Genomic DNA, 22,646 nt, shown 5'->3' with positions numbered 1-22,646 from the left:
AACGCAATTACTGCCGCATTTGATACACCAGGCTGATTCCTTAAAACACTCTCTATCTCGTACAACTCTATCCGATATCCTCGGATTTTAACCTGTTCATCTATTCTTCCCAGGTATTCCATCTCACCGTTAGGCAGCCATCTCGCCAAATCTCCAGAGCGGTATAACTTCCCTTCTCCATATGGATTGTCGATAAACTTCTCCGCTGTTAATTCAGGCTGGTTTAGATATCCTTTGGCTACTCCGTCTCCTGCGATGCATAGCTCACCAGGAATGCCTACACCACATAACTCCATCTCATTCAGTATATATAGCTGCATATTGGCAATGGGATGTCCGATTCCTACACTTAAACCCTTATCTTTTTCTTTGGAATAGACATAATCACAGCATCCTACTGTAGTCTCTGTAGGGCCATATTCGTTATGAATCTTTACGTTGTCTCCCAATAGCTTCTGCGTTTTCCATGCCGTATCTGTTGTTAACTCTTCTCCACCGACAATCAGCGTTTCTAAATTCGGTACATCTACGCCGCCTGCATAGGTTTCCAGCATTTTCAAATGAGAAGGGGTAAGCTTAAGGAAGGTTATCCTGTTATCTTTGAATGCTGCACTTAACCTTTCCTCCGTGTCTCCTCCCTTTAATAGAAGAGATCCACCACTAATAAGCGGTAAATACAAGGAAGTTACGGAGAGGTCGAAACTTAAGCTTGTAATTAATACCGTAGTACAAGCTTCTTTCTGGTACTCTTTATCTGCATATGACAAGTAATGATCCAAATTACCTCGTGTAACCGCCACGCCTTTGGGCTTTCCTGTAGTTCCTGATGTGTAAATCACATAGGCTATGTCGTCTTTTTCAACGGCACACTCTGGATTTTTCTCCTTCTCACCCAGATCTTCAAGATTCATAGAGATGAATGGGATTTCTGTTTCCAGATTCTTCTCTCTTGTTAATATGACTTTGGGTGCTGCATCGTTAAGGATATGTTCTATTCGTTCCTTCGGAGTCGTTGGATCAATCGGTACATAGGAGGCTCCACTCTTTAGCACGCCTAAAATTCCAATAATCGTTTCCGCTTCCAGTGAAGCCATGATGGCAACTCTATCATTTGGCTGGACACCTAACGAAATCAGTTCCCATGCCAATGCATTTGCCTTTCGGTTTACTTCTCCATAACGAAGTACTCCCGTTTCGTATTCGATTACCGTCTTCTCGGGTGTCTGTTCCGTATGTTTCTCGAAGCGTTCTACTACCGTATGATTCTGTGCATACTCCGTATGTGTATTATTGAAAACAGTTATTATTCTTTGTTGTTCTACCTCACTGACCATGTGTAGTTCAGACAATTTCATTTCAGGGTTAGCAATCACCCTATCTAGCAATACCTTAAAATGCTCCAGTATGACCTGTGCTGAAGTCTGGGTAAATAAATCACTACAATATACCAGATCTAAAGCGTACCCCTCTTCATACGCTGTAGCTTGTAAATCCAAATCGAATTTTGCATCAATGAAATGAATTCCCAACATGTCTACTTGGGCTTCGCCCATCGCAAGATGGATTTCTTCGTTATTCTGCATGGTAAACATAACGTCAAACAGCGGATTGCGTGACAGATCACGGCGTACTTCTACTTCCTCTACCAATTCTTCAAATGGGTATTCTTGATTCTCATACGCATTCAATGCCAGCTCTTTTATCTCGCTTAAAAATTCCAGGAACGTTTTCTCATCCCTTGGATATCCTCTCATTGCTAGCGTATTTACAAACATGCCTGCTATCGTCTCGGTATCCTGATGCACCCTGCCTGAGATGGGTGTTCCTACCACTATATCTTGTTGCCTGCTGTATTTATGCAGTTCTATCATAAATACAGCCAGTAAGGTCATGTAATCTGTAGTTCCATTTTGTTTATTTATATTTTCAATTCCAACTTTTTGTTCTTTACTAAGCTGAACAGACACTTGTGCTCCTTTGTAACTTTGGATCTTGGGACGTGGATAGTCCGTCACCACATCCAAAACGGGTGCCTCTTCTTTAAATACTTCTTTCCAATAGTCTCTCTGACTCTCCAGGTTTCTACCACGCACCCATTCACTATAATCTTTGTATTGGATTTCAAGTGGTTTTAATCCTTCACCGTTATACAATCGTGAGAAATCTTCGATTAATATATTTAGAGTCTTATGATCGGAAATAATATGGTGCATATCAAATAGTAAAATATATTTGTTACGATTCCTTTCTTTCACTACTTTAAAACGCATAAGTGGTGCTTTTCCGATGTCAAACGGGCGTACAAATTGTTCCATATCTGCTTCGCTGTAGCTGTCGGTCTCTTCATATTCCACTTGGTAGAATACCTTATCTGCAATGACTTGAAATGTTTCTCCTTCTGTCATTACAAAACTTGTTCGCAGCGACTCATGACGCTTGATCAGGCTATCTATTGCTTGTTGTATTTTTTCTAAATCAAGGTTACCCGTTACTTCTAGCGCTGACGCCATGTTATATGCTGTACTACTGCCTTCCATCTGATCCAGAATAAACAATCGTTTCTGTGTAGAGGATACTGGATAAGTTTCTCTCTGTTCTGCTTGTGGTATTGGACTATATTCGCCTTCTCCCGCAGCCTCCATCTTTTTCGCCAACACGGCAGGAGTTGGTGAACTAAATATCTCTTTTACTGGCAAACGAATCCCTGTTTTCTTCTCTATGGCATTAATTGCTGCCGTCGCTTTTAACGAATGTCCACCCAATACAAAGAAACTGTCTTCTATTCCGACTGGAGATACTCCTAGAATTTCCTCAAATACATCTACGATTGCTTGCTCCGTCTTATTACTTGGTGGTACGTATTTCAAGCTTTCTAACATATCTGGTTCTGGCAACCTAGTTTTATCCAGCTTCCCATTTATGGTTAGTGGAAATTCATCGATCTGTATCATAAAGGCAGGAATCATATACTCCGTTACTTCTTCTCTTATCGCTTCTTTAATTTCGGGTATCATTAGTTCCTGACCCTTCTCTGCAATGAGATATGCACAGAGAATTTCATCGTTTCCAACTTCTTTTACAACAACGACAGCATCTGCGATTTTACTCTGTTTTCTTAACACACTTTCAATTTCACCTAACTCTATCCTGTAACCACGGACTTTCACTTGTTCATCTATTCGACCTAAATACTCTATATTTCCATCTGGCTGCCAACGTGCCAAATCTCCTGTACGGTACAATTTTCCCTCACCGAAAGGATTTTTAATAAACTTCTTATCTGTCAATTCTGGCTGATTCAAATAACCTCTTGCTAAACCATCTCCTGCAATACACAACTCGCCAGGTATTCCAACACCGCATAGCTCCATTTCATTTAGAAGATATACCTTTGTATTTGCAATCGGACGTCCAATGGTAATTGAAGTAGAGTCTGTATTCACTCTAAAACTAGTTGCATTTACAGTAGATTCTGTAGGGCCATATGTGTTTAGCACTTCTACTTTTTTCGCCCATTCTTTTAAGCTTTCTAGATTACCTGCCTCACCACCTGATTCCAGCAAACGAAGTGTCGGTAATGCGTCAGCACACAACCCTTCTATTACCTTAGGTGTCAATGATGCTGTTGTTACATTATTTCGATCTATATAGTTTTGTAGTTGCTCCATATCATATGTTAAATTTTTTGGTACAATGCATAATGCCGCACCATTGCATAGTGCAGGGAAGATATCACCAACCGCTTGGTCAAAAGATACATTTGCAAATTGCAGCACCGTATCCTTGTCGTTCAGTGCAAATGTATCCTTATATGTGACCCACATATTGACCACATTTCGATGTTCAATTAAAACTCCTTTAGGATTTCCAGTTGTACCAGAAGTGTAGATACAATACACCAAATCATTAGACCTGTTAACATGCAAAAGATTGTCCGTTTCATTAGCATAATTATTCTCATCTTCTAAATCTAATACCGGAATCTCTACCTTCCCTGGCAACTTATTCTTATACGTCAATACAATCTTTGGACTACTGTCCTCCAGCATATAGCCAATTCTATTATCTGGATATTCCGGATTGATTGGTACATAAGCTCCCCCTGCCTTAATGATTGCTAATATTCCTACAATCATTTCCATGCTACGTTCTGTAACCAAAGCCACCAAATCGTTTGGAACCACTCCTAAATCCCGAAGGGTTCGCGCCAACTGATTTGCTCTCTCATTCAGCTCGGCATATGTCATCTTTTTATCATCAAATTTAAGTGCAATATTTTCTGCTGTTTTCTCTACCTGATTCTCAAATAAGCTGACAACTGTTTGTTCTCGAGAGTATTCTACATTCGTTGCATTGAAATCAACCAATATCTTCTCTTGTTCCCTGATATCAAGTATTTGCAAATCCTTAAGCTTTTTTTCTGGATGTGTTACTGCTTCCTCAAGCAGCGTTACATAATGCTTTGCCATATATTCAATAGTTTCTTGTTTGAATAAATCTGTGCAATACTCAAAATCAATTTCATACCCTTCTGACATACATTCAACCAGAACGGATAAGTCAAACTTTGAAACATTTCTTTTAATGAATGCACTTTTTCCGCCAAATAGGCCTTGCATTTCCGTCGGTTTTTTCTTTTCTTTTAATCCGAACATAAAATCAAATATCGGATTTCTTGAGAGATCTCTCTTCTTCTCTACGGCTTCAACTAAATCTTCAAATTGGTATTCTTGGTTATCATAAGCTTGCAGACACTTCTCCCTCACAGCTAAAATCAAATGCTCAAATGTATCATCAGGACAAACTTCTCCCTTTATTACCAGAGTATTGACAAACATCCCCAGCATACCTTTAGTATCTGCATGAACTCGGCCTGACACGGTTGTTCCTACAATAATATCTTTTTGGCGACTATATTTGCCTAATAATAAAATGAACACAGATAGGGTAACCATAAATTCAGTAGCACTATACTTTAGGGCTAAATTTTTAACCCCTGAGCTTAATGGCTCTTTTACCTTTGCTACAACATTGGCTCCCCTGAAAGACTGGATTTGAGGACGGAGGAAATCCGTCTTCAAATCTACCCTAGCAATTTCACCAGCGAATTCCCTCTTCCAATATTCTTCCTGTTTTGTGATATCATAAAAATTCTGCCATACGCTGAAATCTTTATACTGAATTCGGTTAGAATTTTTATTCATAAACTCTCCTCTTATTCATGATCAGTTCCATCATTTTCATAAAATTCGTTCACTTGATGCAGTATAACTGGTAGGCTTTCTCCATCACATATAATATGATGAATATCAACAAATAGGTAGGATGCCGTTGTTGTCTTAATTAATTTCACACGCATCAACGGCGCTTCGGATAAGACAAACGGTTGTATAAATTTATCGTATTCTGTTTGTATATCTATTGCGTCCACTTCGCTGTAGTCTAATAAAACCCTTGCGTCTGGAGAAATCGTTTGAATGGGTTCACCGTCCACAACATGGAAACTAGTTCGCAGTATCTCTTCTTGCTTTAACAGCTTATCCAAAGCTTTCTGTAATCTTTCTTTATCTAGCGGTTCTTCATAAGCATAGACATCCGATACGTTGTAGTTAATGTTAGGTCCGGTCATCTCGTCTAGAAGATAGAGTCGTTTCTGAGCTGAACTTGTAGGGTAGTATTCAGCTGCTGAAGCTTGTTCTATTGCCACAAACATCTCGTTCTCTATCGACCCCATATTTTCCGCTATCTGCTCAGGCGTACCAAAAGTAAAAATATCTCTAATTGACAGTCTTACTCCTATAGTTTTCTCCAATTCATTACACAGCAACACTGCTTTCAGTGACGATCCCCCTAGATCAAAGAAACTATCAGTTACACTAATATTTTCAATATCTAGGATGTGCTCAAATGCCTGCACGATCAGAGTTTCATATTCATTTCGTGGTGCAATATATTCCTTTGACTTATACTGCGGCTGTGGTAATGAAGCTTTGTCAAGTTTACCATTACTTGTCAGTGGAATCGTATCAATTGAAATAATATGTGCAGGCACCATGTAATCTGGTAACACTTTATTTAACTTAATCTTTACGTTCTTTTCTTCTATTTCTGTCTCAGCTATTATATAGGCACACAAGAATTTCTCTTTCTTTTTGTCTTCTCGCACTACTACTACAGCTTCACTTATCCCTTCAAGCTCCAATAAACGGCTTTCTACTTCTCTTGGTTCAATACGATATCCTCTAATTTTTGCTTGGTCATCCATACGTCCAATATATTCAATGTTTCCGTTAGGTAACCAACGTGCCAAATCACCTGTCCGATACATCTTTCCGGCTCCAAATGGGTTGTGTACAAACTTCTCGTCTGTCAGGTTTTGTCGATTTAAATATCCTTGAGATACACCCTCACCTGTTATACATAACTCACCTGGAACTCCAATTCCACAAAGTTCATTTCCATTTAACATATAAATCTTTAATGTTGGAAGTGGCTTTCCTATGTCGCTAATTCCGCTCTCGATGGCTTCAGCATCAATATCGCGATAAGTAGCGTATACCGTGGTTTCTGTAGGCCCGTACATATTAACCAGACGACAATGCCTATTGTTCTCATGCCATTTCTTCAAATGTGTTGGATAAAGTGCCTCTCCTGCAAAAATAACATATCGTAAACTATTTATTGTTTGTCCTGTCGTTGCATCGATCAACGTATAAAATGGTGAAGGTACCTGGCATAAGATTGTTACCGCTTCTTTTTGCAGCAGCTCTCCAAATGCATATCCATCTTTTACCGTATCTTCAGAAGGAATTACAAGCTTTGCTCCATTCAATAGGCTTCCGAAAATTTCCCAAACCGAAACATCAAAACAATAAGAATGGAATTGAACCCAAATATCATTTTCATATAAATCAAGCTTAAACTTGTCATTCTTAAGTAATCGCACTACATTTACATGCTGAACCATAACACCTTTTGGCCTGCCAGTCGTACCCGAGGTATAAATAACATACATCAAATCACTTGATTGATTTACATGGACAAGGTTACTGCATTCCATTTTATAATTTGCCTCATCATGAAGATACATGATAGGAATGTCAACTTCAGGTTCTTTTGTACCGCATAATACTACCTTTGGTTTACAGTCATTAATGATATAATTAATTCTTTCCTCTGGATAAGATGGATCAACGGGTACATAAGCTGCTCCAGCCTTTAAAATAGCGTATATGCCCACCACCATCTCCAAACATTTTTCTGTTGAGATAACCACAAAATCATTTGGTTGAATGTTATAGTCCTTTCGAAGTTTTCTTGCCAGAGCATTCGCTTGTTCATTTATTTGTGCATAGGTCATCTGTTGTCCTTTAAATGAGATTGCTATACTATTAGGTATTCTGGCAGCCTGCTCTTCAAATAACTGCACAATCGTCTTATTATGAGGGTATTCTGCATCCGTCATATTGAACTCATCCAATATTTTTGCTTCTTCGTACATATCTATCATGGCAATATCCTGCAGCTTCTTTTCCGGAGACATTAAAACTCCTTCAATTAGTGTTAAGAAGTGTTTTGCCATGTACTCGATCGTTTCTGGTTTGAATAAGTCTGTAGAATATTCAAAATCAATCTTATAGCCTTCTGAATCACTTATCATGGTTAAGGTAAGATCAAATTTAGAAATACTTCCTTCAACGGATTCCCTCGTTCCAAATTGAATACTATCCGAATAACTCTCTCTCTCATCGTCCTGCAATACAAACATCACATCGAATACTGGGTTTCTTGAGAAATCTCCTTTTACTCCCGCTGCTTCAACTAAATCTTCGAACTGATAATCCTTGTTATCGTATGCCTGTAAACATTTCTCTTTTGTACTTAATAATACATCCTCAAATGTATCATCAGAGCAGACATTCCCTTTGATTGCCAGAGTGTTTACAAACATGCCCAACATATTTTGGGTATCCGTATGGTTTCGTCCCGATATTGGAGTTCCTACTATAATTTCTTCCTGTCGACTGTATTTTCCTAACATTGAGAAAAAGGTGGATAACAAAACCATAAACTCAGTTGCACCATACTTCTTCGCTAACTCTTTTACTTTAATACTCGCTTTTTCTTCTACCTGTGTTCGGAAATTAGCACCTCTAAAGCTTTGTTTATGAGGGCGTGGATAATCCATGATTAAATCCAGGACTGGTATATCACCAGAGAATTCTTTCTTCCAGTACGCTGCCTGTTCTGTTATATCTCTAGCATTTTGCCAAACACAAAAGTCTTTATACTGTACTCGTGGTGTTAACAATTTTCTTCCTTCATATAACTCTTGTATTTTGTAAAGCATAATTGGCATGCTGCCTGCATCACATAAAATATGGTGAATATCCAAAAACAAGTATGAATCATTTGGAGTATCCAGTATTTTTGCTCGCATTAGTGGTGATTTTGACAGGTCAAATGGTTGGACGAAAGTATTATATTCATCTTGGATATACTGTGAATCTGCTGTATTTACTTCACTGTGCTCCAGCACAATTCTTGCATCTGAAGAAATTTTTTGAATCGGCTCACCATCCACTATATGGAAACTTGTCCTCAAAATTTCCTCATACTCTAATAATTGATCCAATGCTCTCTGAAGTCGCTCATTGTCTGGTTTAACTTTAAGCTTGATTACTAAAGGAATATTATAAGTTGTACCAGGACCTGTTAGTTGGTCCAAAAGATAAAGTCTCTTTTGAGCTGAGCTTATAGAATAGCTTTCTGCTTCTACTATTTCTGGTATTTCTTCAAACGTATTTACCTTTGAGTTTTTAATGGTTTCTGCAATATTCTTTGGTGTAACTAAATCAAAAATTTCTCTAAGTGGTAACCTTACCCCTGTACTCTTCTCTAATTCATTACACAGCCGGATTACATTAAGCGAGTATCCACCCAAATCAAAGAAATTGTCGTTTACACTTACTCTTTCCATACCAAGTACATATTCAAATGCCTCTACTACCAATTTCTCCGTCTGGGTCTTTGGTGCCTCATAATCCCTTATCATCTTACTTTCCTCAATATACTTTTCCGGGTCCGGCAATAATTTACGATCTACTTTACCATTTGCAGATAGTGGGATCTCATCTACCTGTATGAATTGTGCCGGGACCATATAATCAGGCAGATATTTTGCTAACTCTCTTTTTATTTCTGCCAATTCTACTGTCTCATCTGCAACAATATACCCACACAGCTGCTTCTCTCCATGTGAATCACTATAATCAGCGACTACGGACTGGTGAATATTTGGCAAATGATTGATACAGTGTTCTATTTCTCCTAGTTCGACACGATGTCCACGTATCTTAACTTGACTATCTTTTCTTCCAAGGAAGTCTGCATATCCTTCCAGACGCATTACACCATAATCACCTGTTTTGTACAGATACCCTAATCTATGGTTGATAAAGGTGGCCTTCGTCTTCTCTTCTTCATTGAGATAACCTACGGCGACTCCTTTTCCACCAATATGCAGTTCTCCTGGAACGCCTACCGGGCATTCTTCTCCACATTCATCCAGTACGTAAATTTGTTGATTTTTCAACGGATAGCCATAAGGAATGCTTTTCCACTCTGGCTTCACTTCTGTGATTGGGAAATATATGGACCATATAGAGCCTTCCGTTGCTCCACCTAAACCGATGACTTGTGCTTTTGGCATTCTTGTTTTGATTTTCTCTGGCAAACCAAGAGAAATCCAGTCTCCACTTAGCATCACAATACGTAAGCGCTCTGCTGCAGATCTCTGCACTGTATCTTGTTTTGTGCTTTCCAGATACATATCCATAATTGCCGGAACCGAATTCCATATCGTGATTTCTTCTTCGATCATGATCTGATGAATGCTGGCCACATCTAAAAGATCTGGAATTAATACTAACTGGGCTCCGCTAATGAGTGCTCCAAAAATATCATAGACGGATAAATCAAAGCTCATCGATGATAGGGCAATGATTTTATCTTCGCTGCCTACTTGGAATTTCTCATTAATATCTAATAATGTATTCACTACTGCTTCATGGGTGATCACAACACCCTTAGGATGTCCAGTACTTCCTGACGTATAGATAGCATAGGCTTTATCCTGCTGGCAGCCTTCTAACGATTCTAAGGCGCCATCGTTATAGGTGGAAAGGTTCTCTTTTTCATATAAATCCGGATGTATCATGAGCTTGATATCACTATGTTCCACGATATATTCTATTCTTTCCTCAGGATGTTCTGGATTAATAGGAATATAAGCATGGCCGGCTTTTAAAATAGCCACCGTATTTACAATGGTCTCGATTCGTCTCTCTGCCCAAACTCCAATATAAGAATTGTGTGCATAGTTTTGTTCTGCTAAATAGCGAGCGACCTGATTGGATTTTCTCGCCAACTCACCATAGGTCAATGTATCCTGTCCTAATTTGACTGCAATCGCATCTGGAGTTTTCTGGCATTGCCGGTCTATTAATCTTTGCAGTAAATCTCCTTCATAATCTCCTTGTGTATGATTGTAATCAAGCAGTAGTTTAGAATGTGTCAAAGGTAGCGGCATAGCTGAAAGATTATTGTCTATAACTTGCTGTAATCGAAGTTGATACGTTTCAAACATGGCACGGATCATATCTTCATCAAACAAATCTTTCACATAATCCCAAGTCATAATTAATTGTCCGTCGCTTTCCGCAACTTGGAAGTCCAAAAATACTTCAGGGGTCTGATTTATTCCGTATTTCAATTCTCCCCTACTACCTATATTGGGATTGAAAAAATCCACTTCGTCACGAAGCATACTTGTAAATATAATTGGCATTATAGCTTGATCTTCTTGACCACGGTTTTCAGCCAGATCACGCAGGAAATCAACCCCACTGTAAAATCTGTAGTCTAACGCTTCAAATAACCGATTCTGAATCTCAGTAGTTCTTTCCCAAAATTGTCTGTGAGATGATAAATCGATATCTAACAACAATTTTGATACAAAATCCCCCATCAGAGACATTCCATCTTGATGAAAAGGCTGATTACTAAACAGATTTAAGCTAAGTGCCATATTTGATTGATTGCTCCATTTACATAGAACTTCCGCATATATTGTGCACAATAACGCAGATGGCGCAATTCTGTTATCCAAAGCTTTGTTTCTCACAATTGCCCAGTCTTCCGCAGAAATTCTCGTTTCTAAACGTTTCACTGTTGCGTTGTTTACAGCATTCCCATTAGAAATAAGCGGTAACTGTGGTGCATGTGGGAAATTGTCTACTTTCTTCTTCCAATAAGCTTGATCTCTTTGATGCAATGCTTGCATCAAATCTGAAACTTGCTGTGCCAAATGATTGGCACGATTATCAAGCTCTGCTTGGGTCGAATCTTTCTCCTCTTTCTTAACATCCTCTTTCTTAAGTAGCTTTTGCAAACGATCTTCTGGATGCTTTACAACTACTGAAAGCAATGAAACATAATCATCCACCATTTGCTTTATCGTTTCCTGTTTAAATAAATCTGTAGAATACTCTAAATTGACCACATAACCCTCTGATGTGTGTATTACCATTAAATTCAGATCAAACTTAGCTACTTTTCCTTCCATTGGTACCCATGTTCCACTCATAATGCTCTTTGAACCAGACATAATTTCACTCTCTGGCATCATAAACATTACGTCAAATAACGGATTTCTTGATAAATCTCTCTTTACATCTACTGCCTCAACCAAGTCTTCATATTGAAAGTCCTGATTATCGTACGCACGAAGACATTTTTCTTTTACTCCAAGCAATACTTGTTCAAAACTCTGCTCTTGTTTCACATTTCCTTTGATTGCCAAGGAGTTTACAAACATCCCCAGCATTTCTTGTGTATCAACGTGGGTTCTACCTGATACAGGAGTTCCCACTACAATTTCTTCCTGCTGACTGTATTTGCTCAATAGAAGCATAAAGGTTGATAACATAATCATGTATTCAGTAGCACCATGCTTCTTTGCTAATTCTTTTATTTCTATACAAACTGGTTCTTCAATCTTAGTTTTTAGATCGGCACCATTGAAGCTCTTTTTCTTAGGACGTTGGAAATCTGTATTCAAATTTAGTATTGGTATTTCACCTAAGAACTCGTTCTTCCAATATTCCGCCTGTTTCGTAATATCCTGAGTCATTTGCCAAGCAGAGAAATCTTTATAATGAACCCTTGGCATTGGTAGAGTATGTCCTTCATATAACTCACTTATCCAGTTCATCATAATAGGCAGACTTTCTCCATCAGAAACAATATGATGAATATCCAGCATCAAGTATGAAGCTTGTGGCGTCTGTAATAACTTAACCCGCATCAAAGGTGCTTTCGATAAATCAAATGGGCAAACAAAACTATCATATTCAGCTTGAATATCTAGTGTATCTGCTTCTTTGTATTCTAATACTACTCTCGTATCTGGTTGAATTACTTGAACTGGCTCTCCATTAATAAGATGGAAGCTCGTTCTCAATACTTCTTCTCTCTCTAAGAGTTTATCTAATGCTCCCTGTAGCTGCTCTTTATCCAGAGTGTTTTCATATTTTATGACATTCGAAATGTTATAGGAAATACTAGGACCTACTAACTCATTGAGAAGATAAAGTCGCTTTTGAACAGAACTCATAGGATAGAACTCTGCTTTAGCTATTTTCGGTATTTCCGAAAAACTATCATATTGCAAACTTTTAATGCTTTCTACAATGCGTTTTGGTGTAGATAAAGCAAATATTTCACTAAGCTGCAGTTTTACTCCAATTGTCTTTTCTAATTCGTTACACAATAATGTAGCTTTGAGTGAATGACCACCCAAGTCAAAAAAGCTATCATTGACACTAATTTCTGTTATTCCAAGGATTTTCTCAAATGCTTCAACTACTAACTTCTCTTCTCTATTTGTTGGTGCTACATATTCCTTAGGCTTGTATTCTGGTTCTGGTAGTGCCGCTTTGTCCAGCTTTCCATTATGACTTAACGGAATTTGGTCAATACGAATAATATATAAAGGAACCATATAGTCTGGTAACTTCTTGCGTAACTCACTCTTGATTGTATCTTCGTCTAATTTTTCTACTTCTGTATGAACGACTACATAAGCACACAGATATTTTTCTCCTTGCTTGTCTTGTCGTACTACAACGGCTGCTCCACTAACTCCTTCGAGTTCCATCAAAGTACTTTCAATTTCTCCTGGTTCGATTCTGGAACCTCTTATTTTAACCTGATCATCTATACGACCAAGGTACTCGATAGTTCCATCCGGCATCCACCGTGCCAAATCACCTGTTTTATACATCCTTCCTGAACCAAAGGGATTTTTAATAAATTTCTGTGCTGTCAATTCTTCACGATTTAAGTATCCACGCGACACACTTTCTCCTGCAATACATAATTCCCCTGGTACGCCTATTCCAGCTATTATTTCATTAGATAATATATAAATTTGTGTATTACTAATAGGCTTACCAATCAATACTTTATCTACATTTAAGTCTGCTGGACAATGATATCCACTAGAATTAACTGTAGTTTCTGCTGGACCATAGAGATTCAGCAGTTCTGCTCTTACTTGTCCTTTTTCCCTTAATTGATTGTAATGTCTCACACTTTCTGCATTCAGTTTCTCACCAATATTAATGATATAACGCAGAGTATTTATTTTCTCTTTGCTCATATCTAATTCTTCTAAGAACATATTGAACATTGAAGGAACGAACTGGATTGCATTGACTTTATAATCCTGAATTGTCTTGATTATTTTATCACTTTGACTTTCTTCTCCTTGTTGCAAAATAACAAGTTTACCACCCTCTAACATCCACCAAAATACTTCCCAGGCAAAAACATCAAATGCACAAGTGGTCTTCATTAAAAGAGATTCTCCCTCGTGTAATGGATATTCTCTTTGTGTCCACATCTGCTGATTGACTATATGCTGATGCTCTACCATAACCCCTTTTGGTTTTCCTGTTGTACCAGATGTATAAACCAGATAAATAAGATCATGAGGAGTATTCACATGTTCTAGATTCTCTGCACCTTCTTCATAATTGCTTTCACTATATAAGTTAACAACCTTTTCAGGAGAAATATTATACTTTCCATGACCAATTAAAACCGCTTTGGGCTGGCTATCTTCCAATATATACTTGATGCGTTCTTCTGGATAAAATGGGTCAATTGGCACATATGCTGCACCCGACTTTAGGATAGCATATAACCCGACGACCATCTCTAAACTTCTTTCTGCTATAATGGCAACAAAATCATCAGGCTGGATATGGTAATCTCGTCGTAACTTTATTGCAAGTTTATTGGCACGAGCATTTAGTTCAGCGTAACTCAATTTCTCATCCCCGAATACAACTGCTGTATTATCAGGTGTTCTTGCTACTTGTTCTTCAAATAATTGTACAATTGTCTTGTCCCTTGGATAGTCACTATCTGTTGCGTTAAACTGTACTAATTCAATCTTTTCTTCTGCTTCATTTGTCATGTCTAATTCGTTTAATTTCGTCTGTGGTGCTGCAATTGCTTGTTCCATAAGTCTTTGCAAATGAGACCCAATAATATTTATTTCTTCCTTATTATATAGCTTTGTACTGAATAGAATTCTAAAATGGATACGATCACTCTTAAATGCTGTCATTCCCAAGTCATACCCGATTTGTTCGCGGTAATATTCAGATTCCACATTTAATTTGCCATCAATATTTATACTTGTTCCTTGATAGCCTTCAAAGAAGAATAAGGTTCCAATTAGATTCCTTCCTAATAAAGTACGATTCTGTATTTCTGCTAAGGGAAGAAAATCGTGTTCATTTGCAGCAATTGCCTGGCTCTGTAATGATTTCAACAAATCGGCAAATGTGTCTTCGTTTGTTGTCGATATACGTACTGGTATTGTATTGATAAATAAACCAACGATTTCTTCAATACCTTCAATCTCTGCATTTCTACCAGATACAACTTTTCCAAAAACGACATCATTTGTTGAGTTGTATTTTTCCAATAAAACTCCCCAACAAGCTTCTACTAGCGTGTTCAATGTGACATCATACTGGGCACATATCGCTTCTGCTTGTTCGGTTACCTCCAAGCTTAACTTAAACTCTTGGGTCTGACTCTCTTCTTCTGTTTCTTCTGGACGACCCATAGGTAGAATTTCAGCCCTTGTCTCATATCCTTGAAGAAGGTCTTCCCAATATTTAAGGCTCGGCTCTTTATCTTTTTCATTTATATAATCTACAAATTTTTCATAGCTACCCATTTTATTAGAAGCAGTCTTATTAGGTATTTTTAATTGTTCTTCGTCTGTTGCCATATACGCATTAAACAAATCTTTACGCAAAATGGGTAAACACCAACCATCTAGAATAATATGATGGTTCGTCATGATCAATCGATATCCACTATTTTTTATTTTTATCAGATTCATACGAACTAGTGTATCTTCTTCTAAATCAAATCCACGTTTTACATCTTGTTCCTTTAAATCAAGATAATCGGATTCATTATCTACTTCCATATAATTAAATTCCGGCATTCTTTCTTTCAATAAAACCTGTCTTGGCACACTTACTCCCCGATAACAGATCTTTGTACGTAAAATATCATGCTGTGTTGCTAGATATTCAAAAGCTTTATGCATCTTCTCTACATCTACTTCTGCCAATCGCAACGTCTGCTGAACAACATACTTCGTAGAGGATTCATCCAAAAGCTTCTCATAGAGCATTCCCTCTTGCACAGGAGCCAATGGATAGATACGTTGAATTTCTTCGCCGCGGATTTTGACAGCTTCCTGTACATAACAAAATTCACTATCTTGCCATACGCTCTCACCAAAATCACTTGCCGTTGACTCACTCTTCTGTGCATGGGAGCAATGTTCTGCGACTGCTATAAGTTCTTCTTCATATGCTTTTCCTATTTGCTCAATTCTCTCAGCCAAATAACGACTGCTGTTGCAGGTTACTGTCATAGATAAACTACCTTTTTGCACATGACCTATGACGTTAATGGATGGTCCAAATTGATTACGAGGATCCGTATCCTGTCCATAACCTAGTTGTGAAAACTCAAAATATGGATCGCCAGATTCTTTCTTTGTTCCTAGTTCTCCAAGATAATTAAATGATATATCTGGTGCCACTTCCACATCCATTTCTTCTGAATTAACCATGTCTGCATTCTTTATGAGGCCATAATCAATTCCATGTGCTGGCACACGTCGTAGTATCTCTTTCGTATTTCGAATATCCTGAGCAATATTAGTGCCTAACTCTTCTAAAACTACGGGATATATACTAGTGAACCATCCTATTGTCCTACCTAGGTCAAAAAAGCCTACTGTTTCTTCACGACCATGTCCTTCCATCTGTATAGCAAGCGTTCTCTGACCTGTTACTTTGTTTACCGCACGTCCTAGTGCTGTTACAAGTAAGTCATTAATCTCTGTATTATAAGCATGTGCACTTTCTTTTAATAACTTTTCTGTGATAGTGGCATTGAGACATGCCACGGCTGTCTTCGGCTCGAATCTATCATCAGTGCTACCTTCTTTTAACTTACCATCAACCAATTTATTTTCTATTTCTGACCAGTAAGCTATCCTTCTCTTTAACTTTTCACTCTGGCTGTAATGAGCTAATCCTTCGCTCCATACTTTAAAGGAAACTGTTTTAGCTGGTAATGTTATCTCTTTCTGATTCAAAGCTTGAGAGTAGCCCTTCTCCAAATCCTCACTTAAAATTCGCCAGGAAATCACATCCATTATCATATGATGAGCTAGTAGCATCATATAATCCTGCTCCGACGTACTAAATAAAACAGCCTGCAATAATGGTCCTTCCGCCAAATCCATCTTTACTTTCGTTGTCTTAATTTTTTCCTGAATCTCTTCAGATTCACATGTTATTGTTGTAAAGCCGTACCATTTCTTATCTTCTACTTTCCCTATTACCTGTTTCTTATCTTTGTACGTAGCTCTCAACATATCATGATGCTGCACTAACGCAGATAAAACTTTTTGTAGTGCCTGGGCATTTAGTTTTTCACGAACCTTAAACACTTGGCATACATTAAAATGTTCAGGATCCATCATATTTTGTGCGAAGAAGTAGTTTTGAATTGGTGTCAGTGAAATTTCACCACTTATTTCTCCTTGCTCCGCAGGTATAATTTCTTTTTTTGTGGATAAATTCATGGCTATCAGCTTTGGTGTTCTCTCCATCAAAAGATTTCGCATGGAGCTATCGTATCCAGCTTCTCTTATCTTGTTTAGAATATGGATAGCCTTAATGGAATCTCCACCCAAATCAAAGAAATTGTCGTTTACACTTACTCTTTCCATACCAAGTACATATTCAAATGCCTCTACTACCAATTTCTCCGTCTGGGTCTTTGGTGCCTCATAACCCCTTATCATCTTACTTTCTTCAATATACTTTTCCGGGTTCGGCAATAATTTACGATCTACTTTACCATTTGCAGATAGTGGGATCTCATCTACCTGTATGAATTGTGCCGGGACCATATAATCAGGCAGATATTTTGCTAACTCTCTTTTTATTTCTGCCAATTCTACTGTCTCATCTGCAACAATATACCCACACAGCTGCTTCTCTCCATGTGAATCACTATAATCAGCGACTACTGCCTGGTGAATATTTGGCAAATGATTGATACAGTGTTCTATTTCTCCTAGTTCGACACGATGTCCACGTATCTTAACTTGACTATCTTTTCTTCCAAGGAAGTCTGCATATCCTTCCAAACGCATTACACCATAATCACCTGTTTTGTACAGATACCCTAATCTATGGTTGATAAAGGCGGCCTTCGTCTTCTCTTCTTCATTGAGATAACCTACGGCGACTCCTTTTCCACCAATATGCAGTTCTCCTGGAACGCCTACCGGGCATTCTTCTCCACATTCATCCAGTACGTAAATTTGTTGATTTTTCAACGGATAGCCATAAGGAATGCTTTTCCACTCTGGCTTCACTTCTGTGATTGGGAAATATATGGACCATATAGAGCCTTCCGTTGCTCCACCTAACCCGATGACTTGTGCTTTTGGCATTCTTGTTTTGATTTTCTCTGGTAAACCAAGAGAAATCCAGTCTCCACTTAGCAACACAATACGTAAGCGCTCTGCTGCAGATCTCTGCACTGTATCTTGTTTTGTGCCTTCCAGATACATATCCATAATTGCCGGAACCGAATTCCATATCGTGATTTCTTCTTCGATCATGATCTGATGAATGCTGGCCACATCTAAGAGATCTGGAATTAATACTAACTGGGCTCCACTAATGAGTGCTCCAAAAATATCATAGACGGATAAATCAAAGCTCATCGATGATAGGGCAATGATTTTATCTTCGCTACCTACTTTGAATTTCTCATTAATATCTAATAATGTATTCACTACTGCTTCATGGGTGATCACAACACCCTTAGGATGTCCAGTACTTCCTGACGTATAGATAGCATAGGCTTTATCCTGCTCACAGCCTTCTAACGATTCTAAGGCACCATCGTTATAAGTGGAAAGGTTCTCTTTTTCATATAAATCCGGATGAATCATGAGCTTGATATCACTATGTTCCACGATATATTCTATTCTTTCCTCAGGATGTTCCGGATTAACAGGAATATAAGCATGCCCGGCTTTTAAAATAGCCACCGTATTTACAATGGTCTCGATTCGTCTCTCTGCCCAAACTCCAATATAAGAATTGTGCGCATAGTTTTGTTCTGCTAAATAGCGAGCGACCTGATTGGATTTTCTCGCCAACTCACCATAGGTCAATGTATCCTGTCCTAATTTGACTGCAATCGCATCGGGAGTTTTCTGGCATTGCTGGTCTATTAATCTTTGCAGTAAATCTCCTTCATAATCTCCTTGTGTATGATTGTAATCAAGCAGTAGTTTAGAATGTGTCAAAGGTAGCGGCATAGCTGAAAGATTATTGTCTATAACTTGCTGTAATCGAAGTTGATACGTTTCAAACATGGCACTTATCATATCTTCATCAAACAAATCTTTTACATAATCCCAAGTCATAATTAATTGTCCGTCTCTTTCCGTAACTTGGAAATCTAAAAACACTTGAGGGGTCTGGCTTATTCCGTATTTATTTTTTCCTAATTTTGTCAAAGTATCTTTAAATTCCGATTTATCGAATAACATACTAGTAAATACAATTGGCATAATCGCTTTACTAGTCATTTCTCTTTTACTTGCAATATTTCGTATAACATCAACACCACTATAAAAACGATGGTCTACTGCTTCAAATAATATATCTTGAACCATAGATGCTCTATCCCAAAAAGCACTATGAACAGACAAATCAATATCTAACAGCAAAACTGATGTAAAATCTCCAATCAACTTCATTACGTCTGGATGAAAGGACTGTCGATTAAATAATGTTAAATTAAGTGCCATTCTGGATTGATTGCTCCATTTGCACAAAACTTCTGCATAAATTGTACATAAAAATACGGATGGTGTTACACCATGCTGAGTTGCCAAGCCTTTCACAATATTCCATTTATCAGTTGTCAGACTCTTCTCCATTCGCTGAAATATTGGTCTCTCTATGGATTCTGGCTCACAAACTAATGGTAGCTGAGGTGCATATGGAAAATCTTCTATTTTAGCTTGCCAATAGTCTTGAGCTCTTTGATAGGCGGAAGATTCACGAAAGCTCTCCAATGCCCTTACATAATCTGAAAATTGGAATGTTAAAGGTTTAATCTCCATATTCGGTTTCTCATAATAATCCATTATCTCTTGTATAAAAATTAATAAACTGCCTCCATCAGCAATTAACAAGTCAATATCCAGGAAGAGGTAATTCTTTTTCTCATCAAGAATAAATGCAGACAACTCAAATAATGGCCAATGATCTTGTTGGAATACAAAATGTGACCTACGATTTCTTTTTTCCAATATACGTTTTTGTTGATCCTCTAAAGACAAGTCTTGTAAATCTTCAATACAAATATCATAAGAAGAAGCAGAACGTCGAACTTTTTGCATTCCTGTATCATCAAAAATAGTACGTAGCATAAGCTGACGCTCTAAAACATGATTCAATGCATCGTTTAAGCGTTTAATATCTAATGCTGTTTCAAACTCATAATAGGCATGTGTGGAGATATTGCCCATTTCCATAATATTTTGTCTTCCAACTAAATAGGCTCCTTGTATTTCTGTTACCGGAAACGGCTCATACCACATGTCTTTATTCCCTGTTAATTCAGATGTATTGACATCCTCTACCTTTAGTTGTTCATCAACGATCATAATTATTTGTTCTAGCGTAGACATTTTAAAAAGGCTTACAATAGGAATTTCAACTTGAAATCGTTGATTTATTTCATCCTGGAAACGAATCAACGTTAACGAACTAACTCCCATCCGAGAAATAGTATCGTCTACTTTCAAAGAAGGGATAGAGAATACTTCTTTTGCAATTTCAACGATTCGATTTTCAATCTCAGTTTTGTTCCATGCTGACTTCTTTGCAGATTCCTTGATACTCTGATAAGAATATGGAGCTATTGCGATAACTTCATCAAACTCATGATTCTCAAATCGCTCTATTAAAAGAAATCGTTGCACCTTTCCACTTGTTGTTTTCGGTATCGTTTTTATTGGAATTACATAATCTGCAGCTATTCCAATCCGTTCTAATACCATATTCTGCACTTGATGGGCAAGTGGCAAAAATGCCTTGGCATCTTTTCGATTATGTACAAATACTATAATTTCATCCCTGATAGATGACTGATTGCGAACACCACACACAACGACTTGAGACAATTGTGGGATCGCCAATGTTAACATATTTTCTATATCACTAGCATAATAATTCTGACCATTTACAAACAGAATATCCTTCTTTCTGCCCATTACAATTAGTTCTCCATTGCGTAAAAATCCTAAATCTCCTGTATGGAAGAAGCCCTGCTCACTAAAAGGGGAACTATCATGATTCATATATCCCTCAAATACATTTTTCCCTTTGATCACTATATTGCCTATGTAATTTTCCCTTAAGATGTGGTCTTCATCATCTACAATCAATATTTCTAATTCATATAATGGTTCTCCTACTATGGCAAACTCTGCTGCATTTGGCTCCTTCGTTTCTAAATCTTCCACTTCTTGTCCAATACGAGCTTTATGACGGTTAATACATACACTTCTATTATGTCCTTCTTCAGGAATAGTAACAGCCAAACAAGCTTCTGCCATACCATAGACTTGATGGATCGTATTTTCACGCAAGCCAGAAGACGAAAATTTTTCATAAAATCGTCTAATGGTGTCCATTGATATTGGTTCTGCACCACACATTATGTTTCGCACACTAGATAAATCAATATTTTCTAAATGTGAATCCTTTACAGTCTTCATCATCCAGTCTAATCCAAAATTTGGACTTACAAGCACCGTTGCTTTTAATTGCGCACATTTTTGAAGATATAGCCAAGATTTCTTTAAAAATGTACCAGAATTTAGAAGGGAATGAGATATACCCGCAAATATCGGAGTTAAATGATAACCTATCAAGCCCATATCATGTGTCAACGGTAACCAACTAGCCATGACATCATTTTTGTCTAGTTTCATACGATCTACTATCTGTGCCAAATTATATATTAGATTTTCATGTGTCAATTTTACTCCTTTGGGGTTACCTGTGCTGCCAGACGAATATTGTATATATGCTATATCCTGACAATCTACTGTAATGCATTGGCCCTCTTCCAGATTCGATGCTAATGTTTCATACTCTAAATATTTCAAATTAATTGCTTCATAATTTTCTCTAAATATATTTAAATTTCTTTTATCAGAAATTATCCACGCATTTGACAACTGCTCGCTTACTTTTACCAACTTTTTGAAAGCTTCCGTATCAGGCGATGCAAGTAGCGGCACAGACAAAGGAACGGGTATCATTCCTCCTAAAATACAACCCCAAAACAGCCTTATAAAGAATAGATTATTGTTTGTCTGAAAGATAATATAAGAGCCCTTCTGAAATCCCTGCTTTTGTAGTGCCCCTAAGATGCATTTGGCATTAAAATAAAGATCTTCATAAGACTCAAACAATTCAGAGCCATCGGATTGAGTAAAGTAAACTCCCCTTGATTTTTCATTAGAATAATGTCCAAGTAATTGATCTAGTGTTATACTAACTTCATCCTCTAATAATGATTTTGCAGAAAATTCCATTTTTTACCTCCATAATAGTAAGTTTTATGCTATGATATTATTTTTATTACAATTGATGAAACGTATTGACCTTGCATCTTTAATATTAAAATTTTTGTTGAGAATTATGTATAAAGTTCCACAAGTTTCACAAGATAGTATCTTATTAAGGCGTAAAATATTTTGTGTAAATTCTCTCTCCCCTTTTCGCCTGTTATTAACAATTGTTAATAGCAATTTTTATCCAGGTAGTCCATAATATCTTGCACCACTAACAATTCACTAAATCGCTCTTTCTGAAACTTCCACATCAAACTCCTCTTCAATCCTTGAAACTAGAGAAAAAACATCT

General features: G+C 37.5%; 2 protein-coding genes. Both read right to left on the bottom strand.

Going from position 1 to position 22,646, the window contains the following annotated elements:
- A partial coding sequence (locus ACQKMR_RS13630; RefSeq protein ID WP_427697775.1) for an amino acid adenylation domain-containing protein occupies window positions 1-5,204 on the bottom strand: 5,204 nt, incomplete at its 3' end.
- Between the two features lie 11 nt (window positions 5,205-5,215).
- Window positions 5,216-22,315 carry an amino acid adenylation domain-containing protein gene (locus ACQKMR_RS13625; protein WP_427697774.1) on the bottom strand — a complete coding sequence of 5,700 codons (17,100 nt, stop codon included), beginning with the start codon at window positions 22,313-22,315 and terminating at the stop codon, window positions 5,216-5,218.
- Between the last annotated feature and the right edge of the window lie 331 nt (window positions 22,316-22,646).

The organism is Peribacillus sp. NPDC096540, from assembly GCF_050278525.1.
Classification (GTDB): Bacteria; Bacillota; Bacilli; order Bacillales; family DSM-1321; genus Peribacillus.
This window is presented reverse-complemented; position numbering and strand designations above follow the sequence as displayed.